The following is a 12,930-nucleotide window of genomic DNA, read 5'->3' on the forward strand; positions in this document are numbered from 1 at the left end:
GTCAGCCTTTCACGCCGGTCAGGGTGACTCCCTCGACGAACGCCTTCTGGGCGAAGAAGAAGAGGACGATCACCGGTGCCATGACCAGCACGGTCGCGGCCATGGTCAGGTTCCAGTTGGTGTGGTGCGCCCCCTTGAAGGACTCCAGTCCGTAACTGAGGGTCCAGGCGGCGGGGTTGTCGGAGGCGTAGATCTGCGGGCCGAAGTAGTCGTTCCAGGCGCAGAAGAACTGGAAGAGCGCGACGGCGGCGATCCCGGGCCTGGCCATCGGCAGGACCACGCGCAGCAGGGTGCGCACCTCCCCGCAGCCGTCGACGCGGGCCGCGTCCAGGTACTCGTCGGGGATGGTCAGCAGGAACTGGCGGAGCAGGAAGATGGAGAAGGCGTCGCCGAAGGCCATCGGGATGATCAGGGGCCACAGGGTGCCCGAGAGGTCGAGCTGCTTGGCCCAGAAGAGGTACATCGGGATGACCACCACCTGCGGCGGCAGCATCATCATGGCGATCACGAGGAGCAGGGAGAGCCGCCGTCCGCGGAAGCGGAACTTGGCGAGCGCGTACGCGACGGGCACGGAGGAGACCACGGTCAACAGGGTGCCGAGTCCGGCGTACAGCAGCGTGTTGCGCCACCAGGTCAGGAAGCCCGGGGTGTGCCACACGGCGGTGTAGTTGCCCCATTCCCAGGTGTCGGGCCACAGGTCGCGGGTCAGCGCCTGCCGGTCGCCCATCAGGGAGGTGAGGAGCAGGAAGACGAACGGCAGGACGAAGAAGAGGGCGGCGGCCACGCCGAGCGCGTGCACCCCGACCCAGTGCAGGACCGCCTTGCGGCCGCGGGCGCTCATTCGCCTGCTCCGATCAGACCGCCGCGGCGCCGCATCAGGAGTGCGGTGAACGCCATGGAGAGGGCGAACAGGACGAGCGCGACGACGCACGCGGTGCCGTAGTCGAAGCGCTGGAAGCCGAGGTTGTAGACGAGCTGCGGCAGGGTCAGCGTGGACTTGTCGGGGTAGCCGGGCTCGAACTGCTGGCCCGAGCCGCCGATCACCCCGGCCGCGACCTTTCCCGCCACCAGCGGCTGGGCGTAGTACTGCATGGCCTGGATGACCCCGGTGACCACGGCGAACATGATGATCGGCGCGATGTTCGGCAGGGTGATGTGCCGGAAGCGCGCCCACGGGCCGGCCCCGTCCAGCTCGGCGGCCTCGTACTGCTCCTTCGGTACGTCGAGCAGCGCGGCCATGAAGATGACCATCAGGTCGCCCACCCCCCACAGGGCGAGGGCGGTCAGTGCGGGTTTGGACCAGTCGGCGTCGGTGAACCAGCCGGGGGTGGGCAGGCCCGCGGAGTCCAGCAGGGTGTTGACGGGGCCGGTGCCGGGGTTGAGGAGGAAGACGAAGGCCAGGGTCGCGGCGACCGGCGGGGCCAGGTAGGGCAGGTAGAACAGGGTCCGGAAGACCCCGACCCCCGTCTTGATCTTCGTGACGAGCAGGCCGACGCCGAGGCCGAAGACGACCCGGCAGCTCACCATCACCACGACCAGCCACAGGGTGTTGCGCATCGCCGGCCAGAACAGCGGATAGTCCGTGAAGACGTAGCTCCAGTTGTCCAGGCCGTTGAAGGCGGGCTGCCGGAAGCCGTCGTACCGGGTGAAGGAGAAGTACAGGGTGGACAGCAGTGGGTAGGCGAAGAAGACCGAGAAGCCGATCAGCCAGGGGGACATGAAGGCCGCGGTCCGCAGGGCGGACCGGCGGTGCTTCGACCGCAGGGCGTGCGCGCTGGTCATCGCGGCTACTTCGCCTTCGCGATGTCCGTGTCGATCTGCCGGTCGGTCCTGGCGAGACCGGCCGGGATGTCGGCGACGTCGCCCTTCTCGACCGCGTACGCGAAGTCCGTGAAGGTCAGCTGGTAGGTGCCGCCGTCTGCCTGGGCCGGGGTGGTGCTGGACTTCGGGTGCCGGGCGATGTCGAGGAACGTCTTGAACTCCGGGGTCACCTGGAGGTTCGGGGACTCCAGGGCGGCCAGCGTGGACGGCACGTTGTGGATGGAGTTGGCGAAGGCCACCACCGCCTCGGTGTCGGTCGTCATGTACTTGACCAGCTCCCAGGCCGCGTTCTGCTTCTTGCTGCCCGCGGCGATGCCCATGATCGTGCCGGAGAGGTAGCCCTTGCCGTAGTCGGCGGCCTGCTCGTCCGGGACGGGCAGCGGCGCGGTGCCGATCTCGAACGCGACGCCGGCCTCCTTGGCCATCGGGGCCCGCCACTCGCCGTCGATCTGCATGGCCACCCGGCCGGTGTGGAAGGGGTGTTCGGCGCTCCACTCGTCACCGAACGTGGAGCGGAACCGCTCCAGCTTCTCGTAGCCGCCGAGCTTGGCCACCAGGTCCTTCTGCGCGGTCAGCATCTTCGCGAAGGCCGGGTCCGCGGCCAGGTTGGACTTCCCGTCGGGGCCGAAGTAGGCGGGGCTCCACTGCGCGGCCAGCCGCATGGGGGTGGTCTCGTAGCCGTGGAAGGTGGGCATCAGGCCGACCTGCTCGTACGAGTCGCCCTTGGGCTTCGTCAGCTTCTGCGCGACCTCGGTGAACTCGCTCCAGGTCCTGGGCGGTGCGGTGATGCCGGCGGCCGCGAAGGCGGTCTTGTTGTAGACGAGGCCGTAGGCGTCGTTCAGCAGCGGCAGCGTGCACTGGTTGTCGTTGAACTGCGTGTATTCCAGCAGGGTCTTGGGGAAGACCTTCGTCTTGTCGATCCCGGACTTCTTCAGGAAGGGGTTCAGGTCGACGAAGGCGCGGGAGTTGCAGAACTTGCCCACGCTGTCGGTGGTGAAGGAGGAGACCACGTCGGGGGCCTTGTCACCGCCCGCGCGCAGCGCCTGGTTGACCTTGTCGTCGGTCATGTTGCCCGTGACCTCGACCTTGATGTTCGGGTGCGCCTTCTCGAACCGGGCGATGTTGTCCTCGATCGCCTTGGTCTCGCCGGGCGCCGACCAGCCGTGCCAGAAGGTGAGGGTGACCTCCGCCTTCGGATCGTCGGCGGCGGTGTCGGCGCCCTGGCCCGTACAGGCGGTGGCGAGTGCGGATATCGCGGCGAGGAGGGCGGTTGCGGTGGTCAGGCGTCCGGTTCTGGGCATGGCGGGGCTCGCTCTCTGCGGAGGACGAAACTTCCGGTGGGGGCTGGTGGAGGTGCCAGTGGCAGGTGCCAGTGGGTTTGCGGGCGGGGTGGGGTGCGTGGGGGTGCCGGGGGTGGGGGTGGGGCGGTTCAGCGGGAGGTGTCGAACACTTCGTCCCGGGTGGCGGCCAGTGCGCTCTCCAGCGCGCCGTGCAGGACCGCCCGTTCGCTTACTCCGCCGGGGACCAGGCGGGGCCGGGAGGGTGCCAGTTCGGCGACCTCGGCCTCCAGCAGCGCGCGCAGCGGCTCGCCGCCCGCGCTGATCGCGGCTCCGGACAGGACGACGATCTCCGGGTCCAGCACGGCGACGACCGAGGCCAGACCGGTGGCGAGCGCGGTCGCGTAGGCCTGGAGGAAGGCCAGGTGGGGCCCCTCGGGCGTGGCGGCGGCCTGCGCGAGCAGTGCGACGGCGGCGGCGACCTCCGGGCTGTGCGGGCCGGGCGGTGCGTCGGGCGCACCGGGCGCATCGGTGTCAGGAGTCCCGGGGGCGCCCGGGGCGTTGGCGGCGGGCGCGGCGGGCGCGGCGGGCCCGGGCGGGGCCTCGACGCCCAGTTCCGCGGCGAGCCGGGGCAGCCCCTCCACGCCGGCCAGCTCCTGGTAGCCGCCGGAGTTGGCCCGGGTGACCTGCCGGACCAGCGGCCGGCCGGGTACGGGCAGGAAGCCCACCTCGCCCGCGCCGCCGGTCCAGCCGCGGTGCAGCCGGCCGCCCAGGACCAGGGCGGCGCCGAGGCCCTCCTCGTTCCACAGCAGGACGAAGTCCTCGTGGCCGCGGGCCGCGCCGAGGCGCTGTTCGGCGACGGCGGCGAGGTTGACGTCGTTCTCGTACTCGACCGGCATCGACAGGGCCGCCGCCAGGTCGTCGAGGAGGGTGGGGGAGTGCCAGCCGGGGAGGTGGCTGGCGTAACGCAGCCGGCCGGTGTGCGGGTCGAAGGCGCCCGGCGTGGCGATGACCACCCGGTGCAGGTCGGAGCGGTGCAGTCCGGCGGCCTTGACGGCTCCGCCGAGGGCCTCGGTCACCTGGTCGACGGCCTGCGCGCCCTCGGTGTACGGGACCTCGTGGGAGGCGATCACCGTGCCGGTGAGGTCGGCGACGGCGGCCAGCACGCGTCCCGGGGTGACGTCGAGGCCGCCGACGTACGCGGCCCGGGGGTTGATCGCGTAGAGCTGGGCGCTGGGGCCGGGGCGGCCGCCGTCGGTGCCGGTGGCCACGACGAGTCCGGCGGCCTCCAGGCGGGCCAGCAGCTGGGAGGCGGTGGGCTTGGAGAGGCCGGTCAGGTGCCCGATGCGGGTCCGGGACAGCGGGCCGTGCGTCAGCAGCAGTTCGAGTGCGGCCCGGTCGTTCATGGCGCGCAACAGGCTGGGCGTTCCGGGCGTGGCGGCGGGCATCGGGCGGCTCTCCCTCACCGAGGTGATCTGTTAGGTAAGTTTCCTATCACTCTTCGAGCCGTGTCAATGGCGCTGCCCCGCAGGCTGTCATTCCGGATGACCGGATGACCGGATGACCTGATGACCTGCGGGGCAGCGGGGGTGCGTGCGGTTACTTGGCGATCCGCGGGCCGGACGGCGGCGGGATCGGGGCGGTGGCCAGCGACTGCGGGGAGGCCGGGTTCGCCAGCGCGGAGGGCGGGGCGACGGAGGCCGACGGGTCCGCCGCGGCCTCGTCCTCGTCCGCGGCCGGCAGGCCGCCGATGATCGCGATGCCCGCGGCGTCGAAGGCCTCCTTGATCCGCCAGCGCAGTTCCCGCTCCACCGCGAACTGCTGGCCCGGCATCGTCTTCGCGGACACCTTGACCGTCATCGAGGCGAGCAGCACCTCGTCCAGGCCCAGCACCTCCACCGGACCCCACAGGCGCTCGTCCCACGGGGACTCCTTCGCCATGGCGCCGGCGACCTCCTGGACCACCTCGCGGATCCTGGACAGGCTCTCCGACGGCTTGACCTGGACGTCCACGCCCGCCGTCGCCCAGCCCTGGCTGAGGTTGCCGATCCGCTTGATCTCGCCGTTGCGCACGTACCAGATCTCGCCGTTGTCCCCGCGGAGCTTGGTCACCCGCAGTCCGACCTCTATGACCTCGCCCGAGGCCACACCCGCGTCGATCTTGTCGCCCACCCCGTACTGGTCCTCCATGATCATGAAGACGCCGGAGAGGAAGTCCGTCACCAGGTTCCGGGCACCGAAACCGATCGCCACACCGGCCACACCGGCACTCGCCAGCAGCGGGGCCAGATCGATCTTCAGCGCGGCCAGGACCATCAGCGCGGCCGTGCCGAGGATAAGGAACGAAGCGACCGAACGCAGGACCGAGCCGATGGCCTCCGAACGCTGGCGCCGCCGCTCGGCATTGACCAGCAGCCCGCCGAGCGCGGTGCCCTCGACCGCCTCGGCGCTGGTGTTCATCCGGGTTATCAGCTTGGTCAGTGCCTTGCGGACCGCCGAGCGGATGACCGCCGCTATGACGACGATCAGCAGGATCCGCAGGCCGATGCTCAGCCAGGTGGCCCAGTTCTGCTCGATGAAGCTGGCGGCCTCGGTGACGCTCGCCTGCGCCTCCTTGACCGAGGCGGGCGCGTCCGGGACTTCGGCTGCCGACGGCAGCAGAGCGGCGGGCCAGGGCACGACGGGAACCTCCAGGTATAGCGGTCTGCGCGCAGAACGGTGACGGGCAGAACAACCACACTAACGGGGCAATCCCTTCACCTTGGTGCCGTGTTCGAGGGAGAGACCAGACTCACCTGGGGATGAACTGACTGTGGTTGAAAACACCTCGGACCCGTTACGGGCTCGTGGTGGCGCTTCGACCAGCCGTAAGGAGAGACTGGAGAGCAGATCGTCCCGGCGCGAGCCACGCGCCGCCGGCGTACAAGGAGGCAGTCCGTGCCGCACGTCCTGGTCCTCAATGCGTCGTACGAGCCCCTCGGCGTCGTACCGCTCCGCCGCGCGCTCGTCCTCGTCCTGGAGAACAAAGCAGTCTCCCTGGAGGAATCCGGCGCCTATCTGCACAGCGCGACGAGGGTCGTCCCCGCTCCCAGCGTGGTTCGGCTCAAGCGCTTTGTGCGGGTCCCCTACCGGGGGCCCGTTCCACTCACCCGGCGCGCCCTGTTCGCGCGGGACGGCGGCCGCTGCATGTACTGCGGGGCCGTCGCCACCAGCGTCGACCACGTCATCCCGCGCAGCCGGGGCGGCCTGCACGCCTGGGACAACGTCGTCGCCGCGTGCCGCCGCTGCAACCACGTCAAGGCCGACCGGCACCTGCTGGAACTCGGCTGGCGCCTGCGCCACCAGCCGGCGCCGCCGTCGGGCCTGGCCTGGCGCATCATCGGCACGGGGCACCGGGATCCCCGGTGGATGCCGTACCTCCAGCCGTACGGGGCCGAGGACGCGCTGGAACGCATCGGAGTCGCGGCGTCATAGCGGGCAGAATCCAGCCCCGCCGGCGTGTGAGGCGCGGGGGTCCGGGGGCAGGCCCCCGCAGCGGCGCCGCACCCGGACGCGTGGGGGTGCCCCGCGTCGGCGCGGCTCCGCAAGGACTCCGGCACGGACCCGCCAGGGCTACCGCGGGGCCCCGCCAGGGCTACGGCGTGACCGCGTACGCCTCCACCGACCAGAGGGAGCACCCGTAGCGCGTCGCGCGCCTGTCGCACGTGACCCGCAGGAAACGGGTGTCCGGGGCGTCCAGCCGGAGCGACTCGTGGCCGCCCCGGGAGGCCGTGACGGCCGCCGCCGGGCGCCAGGTCACCCCGTCCGCGGAGGTCTCCACCCGGTACGCCGAGGGGTACGCGTCCTGCCAGTGGAGCTCCAGCCGCCCGATCCGCGCCGGGGCGGTCAGCTGCGCCTGCCACCACGCGCCGTCCACCGCCGGTGACGACCAGCGGGTGTTCGGGGAGCCGTCCGCGGCCGCCGAGGCCGGGAAGCCGGCCGTCTCGTCCGCCGAGGAGCTCGCCCGCGCGGTGCGCAGGAGGTCCGGGCCGCCGGTACGGGGCACGGCCCGCACGGTCAGCGTGCGGGACTCCCCGTCGAAGGTCACCGGGACCTGGTAGCTGCCCGGCGGGGTGTTCGCGGCGACGACGACCTCCAGCGGGATCGAGGCCCGGCCGCCGCGCGGGACCACCACGGTCTGCGGGAGGCGGACCTCGATGCCCGCCGGCGGCTGCGCCGACAGCGGCCCGCGGACCTCGCCGGGGCCGAGGGCGGACAGCTGCGCCGTGACCCGCTGCGGGGCGCCGCCGACCTCGGCATCGGTCTTGCCGCCGTCCGCCAGCTCGAAGCGGGCCCGGGGGCCGTCCCCGAACCACGGCACCACCTGGTGCACCACGGGCGCGGCCCCGGCCCAGGCCAGGCGCACCGCGTCCGCGCGCAGCCCCGCCGTGTCGACCTGGGTCCAGCCCGACGCCGCCGCGTCGCCGACCTTGCGCCAGCCCTCGCCCGGTACGTGCAGCTCCACCACGGCGCCCCGGGCGCCCGTCGGGAACGGGTCCGTCATCACCGTCACCGCCGACACCGGGCGCGCGGAGTCCAGCCGCACCGTCCAGGCCTGCGCGTCCTTCGTCACCGTGCCGGTCGTGCGGGCGACGCCGGTCCAGGCGTCCGCCTCCGCCGCCGCCTTCGCCAGGAAGGGGTCCAGGACGGCCTGGTCCACCTGGGCGGGTCCCGGCTCGGCCAGCGCCTCGCGCGCCTCGGCGAGGGCCCGGGAGGCCTGCCAGGCGGCGGCCCCGTCCCCGCGGGCCTGGGCCTGAAGGACGTCCACGGCCAGTTCGCCGGCCGCTCCGTAGCGCGCGAGCCGCTCCAGCCAGGGGCCGGCCTCGTCCGACAGGGCGGTCAGCCGGGCGGGGGCCTCGCGCAGCACCGTGAACGCCTTGCGCAGCTCGGTCCCGGCCGCCGGATCACCCGCGGCCCGGGCCTTCCAGAACTGTTCGAGCAGCGGCTTCAGGTACGCCGACTCCTCCTGGTTGAGCCCGGACGACGCGGTGTTCCCGGCCAGCGCCGCCACCGCCTCGCGCTCCCGCGGGTCGGAGCCCGCGAGATCGCGCACCGCCGCCTGCCAGGACTCGCCGGCCCGGTAGCCGCGCGGGTTCCAGGCGAAGTCCGCCGCCGTGAAGAGCGGGATCCGCGACAGGATGGGCTGCTGCATCGCGTTGGACAGCAGCGCCGCCGAGCCGCCCGCCACCGCGGGATCGCGGCCCGCGTACGGGCCGAGGAAGATGCGGCCCGGGTCCCAGTCGTTGACCGGGTAGTTGTCCATGGTGATCAGGGGCTGCTGCCCCAGGGCGGAGCGCGCCCCGGCCAGTTCCTTCCCGGTGATCGTGCGCGGCACCACGCCCACGCCCGTCCAGGCCACCTGTACCCGGGCGTCCAGCGCGCCCGCCAGGGCCGTCCGGTAGGCGGTGGCGCCCTCCTGGTAGTACTCGGTCGGCAGCAGCGACAGCGCGGGCGCCCCCGGGTACCGGGCGGCCAGGTGCGCGGCCAGCTCGTTCGCGACCTCGGCGTGCGCCTTCGCGGCCGCCGCCGGGCCCTTCCCGTACCGCTCCCGGTCCGCCCGGCAGCCCCACTCGGTGTAGCTGACGTCCTGGAACTGCACCTGGAAGGCGCGGAAGCCCAGGTCCCACATCGCGTCCACCTTGCGCCCGAGCGCCGCCCGGTCGGCCGCCGACGACAGGCACATCGACTGCCCGGGGGTGACCGCCCAGGCCAGGACGACCCGGTTGGCGCGGGCCCGCTCGGCCAGCTCGCGGAACTCCTGCTGCCGCTCCTGCGGATAGTCCTCGCGCCAGCCCGTCGTGCGGTACGGGTCGTCGCCGGGCGCGATCAGCAGCCGGTTCTGCTTGGTGCGGCCCATGAAGTCGACCTGGGCGAGGCGCTGTTCGCCCGTCCACGGCTGCCCGTAGAAGCCCTCGGTGATCCCGCGCACCGGAGCGGCCGGCCAGTCCCGCACCAGGACCCCGGGCACCTTCCCGCCGCCCGCGGAGAGCAGCTGGCGCAGCGTCTGCGCCGCGTGGAAGAGCCCCTCTTCGCCGACGCCGGCCAGGGCGACCGTGTCCCGCCCGCCGGGCCGTCCCACGGCCAGCCGGTAGCCGCCGTTCGGCAGGTCCGTGGCCGCGGTCGCGCCCAGCGCCAGCAGGGCCTCCTGCGCGCCCGCGTCCTGGAGCCGTACGAGGGTGCCCCGCTTGGGCAGCGGTGCCCCGGGGGCCGGCTCGTGCAGGGTCTTCACGCCCGCCTTGCGCAGGGCCTCGCGCACCACCTGGACGGCGTACGGGTCGGCGTCGGCCGGAGCGACCAGCACGGCCTCCGTGCCCAGCGGCACCTCGCGCGCCGGATCGGCGGTCATCGCCTGCGGCCGGGGCCACACGGCGGGCCCGTCGGCAGCCGTCCGGGGGGTGTCGGCGCCGGGGTCGAGCACGGGGCCGACGGTGCCGTTGGCGCCGGCCGCGTTGGCACCGGTCGCGACGGCGCCGCCGCCGGCCGGCGCGCGGGTCGGCGCGTCCGGGGCGGAGGGTGCCGCGAGGGTACCCGGTGGCGCTGCGGACACGGCGCCGCCCAGCAGTGACCCGATCACCGCCACGGCGGCGGCGGTCGACCGCTTCCTGCCCCTGAGCTGCACAGAGCCTCCTCGTCGCGAGACGTCCCCCACTCGTACGAATGAGCCCGAGCCCACCACTCGTGCGGCTCGAGTGTCAATGCGGGAGGGTGATCTGGCCCGGTTGTGCCAGGAATGCGATCCCTCCGAGTGGGTATGGCTGGCGTGTTCCCCCGCGGCGTCCCGCCCTTCTGCACCACGCTTCTGACTCACCCTCATGCCCTCATGCCCGCACGCACGAAGGAGCGACTGTTGATGGACGACCTGGCCCGGCTCGCTGCCCTGAACGGCATCGCCACCGCCTACCAGCCCGCCGCGAACGTCACCGTCCAGGTCCCGGAGGACACCGTCAGGGCCGTGCTCGGCCTGCTCGGGGTGGTCACGGACGACGCCGAGAGCATCCGCGTGTCCGCCGAGGTGGAGTCGCAGGAGGCGGCCGGGCGGCTCCTGCCGCCGACGGTGGTGCTCTGGCAGGGGGAACCCGTGCCGCCGGAGCCCGCAGCCCTCCCGCCGGGCACCCGCGTGCGCGTGGTGGCCGAGGAGACGGGGGAGGAGCTCGCGTGGGGCCCCGGACTGCCCCTGGGCGTCCACCGGCTCACCGCCCAGGCCCCCGACGGGCGGACCGCCGGGGCCACCCTGGTCGTGGCCCCGGAGCGGGCCCCCGCCGCGCCGGAGCGGGCCCACGGGCTGCTCGTCCAGCTCTACTCCCTGCTCTCCGAGCGCTCCTGGGGCATGGGCGACCTCGGCGACCTCGCCGAACTCGCCCGCTGGGCCGGCCGCACCCACGGCGCCGGCTTCATCCAGGTCAACCCGCTGCACGCGGCCGTGCCCGGCACCCCGACCGACCCCTCCCCGTACCGGCCGTCCTCGCGCCGCTTCCCCGACCCGGTGTACCTGCGGATCGAGGACGTCCCCGAGTACGCCGACTGCCCCGACCGCGAGGCCCTCGACGAACTCGCCGGGCGGGGCGCGCAGCTGCGCCGCCAGGTGCTGGAGAAGGGCGCCCTGATCGACCGGGACGCCGTCTGGGACCTCAAGCGGCAGGCCCTGGAGCTGCTGTACGCCGTCCCGCGCTCGCCCGAACGGGAGGCCGCCTACCGGGCCTTCTGCGCGGAGCAGGGCCCTCCGCTGGACGTGCACGCCGTCTGGTGCGCCGGGCACGCGGGGGAGGACCCGAAGGAGCGCGGCGACTTCCACCGCTGGCTGGTCTGGCTGACGGACGGCCAGCTCGCCGCCGCGCAGCGGACCGCCCGGGAGGCGGGCATGGCGGTCGGCATCGTGCACGACCTCGCCGTCGGGGTGCACCCGAAGGGCTCCGACGTCTTCGGGTCGCCCTGCTACGCCGGGCACATCTCGGTCGGCGCCCCGCCGGACGCCTTCAACGCGCGCGGCCAGGACTGGGGGCTGCCGCCGTGGCGTCCGGACCGGCTGGCCGCCACCGCCTACGCCCCCTTCCGGTCGCTGCTGCGCGCGGTGTTCCGCTACGCGGGCGCGCTGCGCATCGACCACGTCATGGGCCTGTTCCGGCTCTGGTGGATCCCGGAGGGGGCCCCGCCCGCCGAGGGCACCTACGTCGGCTACGACGGCGAGGCCATGCTGGCGGTCCTGGTGCTGGAGGCCCACCGGGCCGGCGCCCTGGTCATCGGCGAGGACCTCGGGACGGTGGAGCCGCGGGTCCGCCGGGAACTGGCCCGGCGCGGAGTGCTCGGCACCTCGGTGCTGTGGTTCGAGCGGGACTGGGCCGGCAGCGGGAGCCCGCTCGCCCCGCAGGCGTGGCGGGCCGACTGCCTGGCCACCGTCACCACCCACGACCTGCCGCCCACGGCCGCCAAACTCGCCGGGTCCCATGTGGAACTGCGCGACCGGCTCGGCCTGCTGACCCGTCCGGCCGAGCAGGAGCGGGCCGAGGACGCCGCCGACACCGCCGAGTGGCTGGAGCTGCTGGACGGGCTGGGCCTGGACACCAAGGGCGAGGAGGCCGCCGTACGGGCCCTGTACGCGTTCCTGCTGCGCACCCCCGCGCGGCTGGTGGGGGTATGGCTGCCGGACGCGGTGGGGGACCGGCGGCCGCAGAACCTGCCGGGCACCTGGGACCAGTACCCCAATTGGCGGCTGCCGCTGGCCGATGCGGGCGGGCGGCCGCTGACGCTGGAGGAGCTGGTCGCCTCGCCCCGGGCGAACGCCCTGCTGAGCGCGGTGGGGGAGGGCGTGCGACCTCGTACGGCACCCCCGGGCGCGCGCCCCGTTTAGGTGTTCGCTACGTTTGCACCGTGGACAAGAAGAACGCTCTGCGCGCCGGCGCCGTCACGGCCGGAACGACGCTGATGATGCTGCTGATGACGTCTCCCGCCCTCGCGCTGACCCGCGACGACGGTGACGACCCGGGTCCGGGCCTGAGCATCGGCGAGACGCTCGGCCTGTACGTGTTCCTGCCGATCGCGCTGTTCCTGGCCATCGCGGGCCTCGTGATGGTCCTCGACAAGTCCGACAAGCCGCAGAAGCAGGCCTGATCCGGTCCGACCCCGCGGGGTCGGACCGCAGAACTTCCGGGGCGCCGGGGGTCCGCACCACCGATGTGTTTCGGTCGTGTGGCGACCCCCGGCGCCTTGTTGTGTCCTCAGACGCCGGCCAGTAGCTTGCGGAGCAGGCCGGTGAGGGCGTCGACCTCTTCGCCGGTGAACCCGGTGAGCGCGGCGCGCTGGACTTCCAGGCCGGCGCTGACGGCCTCGTCGACGAGCGCGAGGCCGCGGTCGGTGATCGTCACCTGCAGCCCCCGCCGGTCGTGCGGATCGGGCTTGCGGCAGAGCAGCCCGGCCTTCTCCAGCTTGTCCAGCCGCCCGGTCATGCCGCCCGTGGTGAGCATGAGCGTGGCCGAGAGCTGGCGGGGCGAGAGCGTGTACGGGTCGCCCGAGCGGCGCAGGGTGGCGACGACGTCGAACTCCCCGCGCGAGATGCCGAAGCGCGCGTAGCGCTCCTCCACCGCGTCGCCCATGGCCTTGGAGATCCGGTAGATGCGGCCGAAGACCGCCATCGGCGCCGTGTCCAGGTCGGGGCGCACGGCGAACCACTGGGCCGTGATCGCGTCGACCGCGTCCTTGTCCTCACTCATGGGTGCAGTATCCGTCCCTCCGCAGATCGTTCGCAAGAAAGTTGCTTGACGATAAGTAGCTTAGCGGTAAGCTACTTAACAGCAACCGA

At 73.2% G+C, this 12,930-nt stretch carries 10 protein-coding genes; 3 read left to right on the top strand and 7 right to left on the bottom strand.

The features are described from left to right. Nucleotide 1 precedes the first annotated feature (1 nt). The 5 genes from OG534_RS24335 to OG534_RS24355 all read right to left on the bottom strand — a co-directional run bounded on the left by OG534_RS24335 (nucleotide 2) and on the right by OG534_RS24355 (nucleotide 5,777). Nucleotides 2-841, bottom strand: a complete 840-nt coding sequence (locus OG534_RS24335) for a carbohydrate ABC transporter permease (protein ID WP_326590676.1) — start codon at nucleotides 839-841, stop codon at nucleotides 2-4. Beyond that, the gene (locus OG534_RS24340; protein WP_326590677.1) at nucleotides 838-1,782 is read right to left on the bottom strand and encodes a carbohydrate ABC transporter permease; all 945 of its coding nucleotides are present in this window, start codon (nucleotides 1,780-1,782) and stop codon (nucleotides 838-840) included. The genes OG534_RS24335 and OG534_RS24340 overlap by 4 nt, the downstream gene beginning before the upstream one ends. Nucleotides 1,783-1,787: 5 nt before the next feature. After that, nucleotides 1,788-3,122 carry an ABC transporter substrate-binding protein gene (locus OG534_RS24345; protein WP_326590680.1) on the bottom strand — a complete coding sequence of 445 codons (1,335 nt, stop codon included), beginning with the start codon at nucleotides 3,120-3,122 and terminating at the stop codon, nucleotides 1,788-1,790. Between the two features lie 128 nt (nucleotides 3,123-3,250). After that, nucleotides 3,251-4,546 carry an ROK family transcriptional regulator gene (locus tag OG534_RS24350; RefSeq protein WP_326590681.1) on the bottom strand — a complete coding sequence of 432 codons (1,296 nt, stop codon included), beginning with the start codon at nucleotides 4,544-4,546 and terminating at the stop codon, nucleotides 3,251-3,253. Between the two features lie 151 nt (nucleotides 4,547-4,697). Next, complete coding sequence (locus tag OG534_RS24355) at nucleotides 4,698-5,777, bottom strand: mechanosensitive ion channel family protein (RefSeq protein ID WP_442807143.1); 1,080 nt, start codon at nucleotides 5,775-5,777, stop codon at nucleotides 4,698-4,700. Nucleotides 5,778-6,035: 258 nt separating this feature from the next. Between OG534_RS24355 and OG534_RS24360 the strand changes: the two genes are divergently transcribed. Beyond that, nucleotides 6,036-6,572 carry an HNH endonuclease gene (locus OG534_RS24360; RefSeq protein WP_326590683.1) on the top strand — a complete coding sequence of 179 codons (537 nt, stop codon included), beginning with the start codon at nucleotides 6,036-6,038 and terminating at the stop codon, nucleotides 6,570-6,572. Between the two features lie 160 nt (nucleotides 6,573-6,732). Here OG534_RS24360 and OG534_RS24365 read toward each other — a convergent pair whose 3' ends face one another. Further along, a complete protein-coding gene (locus tag OG534_RS24365; protein WP_326590684.1) occupies nucleotides 6,733-9,756 on the bottom strand; it encodes a beta-N-acetylglucosaminidase domain-containing protein in 3,024 nt (1,007 codons plus the stop codon). A gap of 201 nt (nucleotides 9,757-9,957) precedes the next feature. Between OG534_RS24365 and OG534_RS24370 the strand changes: the two genes are divergently transcribed. Together OG534_RS24370 and OG534_RS24375 are read left to right on the top strand one after the other, a co-directional pair. Continuing rightward, nucleotides 9,958-11,982 carry a 4-alpha-glucanotransferase gene (locus OG534_RS24370; RefSeq protein ID WP_326590685.1) on the top strand — a complete coding sequence of 675 codons (2,025 nt, stop codon included), beginning with the start codon at nucleotides 9,958-9,960 and terminating at the stop codon, nucleotides 11,980-11,982. A 20-nt stretch (nucleotides 11,983-12,002) separates the two neighbouring features. Continuing rightward, the gene (locus OG534_RS24375) at nucleotides 12,003-12,242 is read left to right on the top strand and encodes a hypothetical protein (protein WP_326590687.1); all 240 of its coding nucleotides are present in this window, start codon (nucleotides 12,003-12,005) and stop codon (nucleotides 12,240-12,242) included. A 107-nt stretch (nucleotides 12,243-12,349) separates the two neighbouring features. Here the strand turns inward: OG534_RS24375 and OG534_RS24380 are convergent, their stop codons facing one another. Further along, a complete protein-coding gene (locus OG534_RS24380; protein WP_326590689.1) occupies nucleotides 12,350-12,841 on the bottom strand; it encodes a MarR family winged helix-turn-helix transcriptional regulator in 492 nt (163 codons plus the stop codon). Between the last annotated feature and the right edge of the window lie 89 nt (nucleotides 12,842-12,930).

Origin of the sequence: Streptomyces sp. NBC_01294, from assembly GCF_035917235.1 — a bacterium.
In the GTDB taxonomy this organism is placed as follows: domain Bacteria; phylum Actinomycetota; class Actinomycetes; order Streptomycetales; family Streptomycetaceae; genus Streptomyces; species Streptomyces caledonius.

Coding starts and splice junctions, on each gene's coding strand:
- OG534_RS24335 (WP_326590676.1), bottom strand. CDS start 841: ATGAGCGCCCGCGGCCGCAAGGCGGTCCTGCACTGGGTCGGGGTGCAC.
- OG534_RS24340 (WP_326590677.1), bottom strand. CDS start 1,782: ATGACCAGCGCGCACGCCCTGCGGTCGAAGCACCGCCGGTCCGCCCTG.
- OG534_RS24345 (WP_326590680.1), bottom strand. CDS start 3,122: ATGCCCAGAACCGGACGCCTGACCACCGCAACCGCCCTCCTCGCCGCG.
- OG534_RS24350 (WP_326590681.1), bottom strand. CDS start 4,546: ATGCCCGCCGCCACGCCCGGAACGCCCAGCCTGTTGCGCGCCATGAAC.
- OG534_RS24370 (WP_326590685.1), top strand. CDS start 9,958: ATGCCCGCACGCACGAAGGAGCGACTGTTGATGGACGACCTGGCCCGG.
- OG534_RS24380 (WP_326590689.1), bottom strand. CDS start 12,841: ATGAGTGAGGACAAGGACGCGGTCGACGCGATCACGGCCCAGTGGTTC.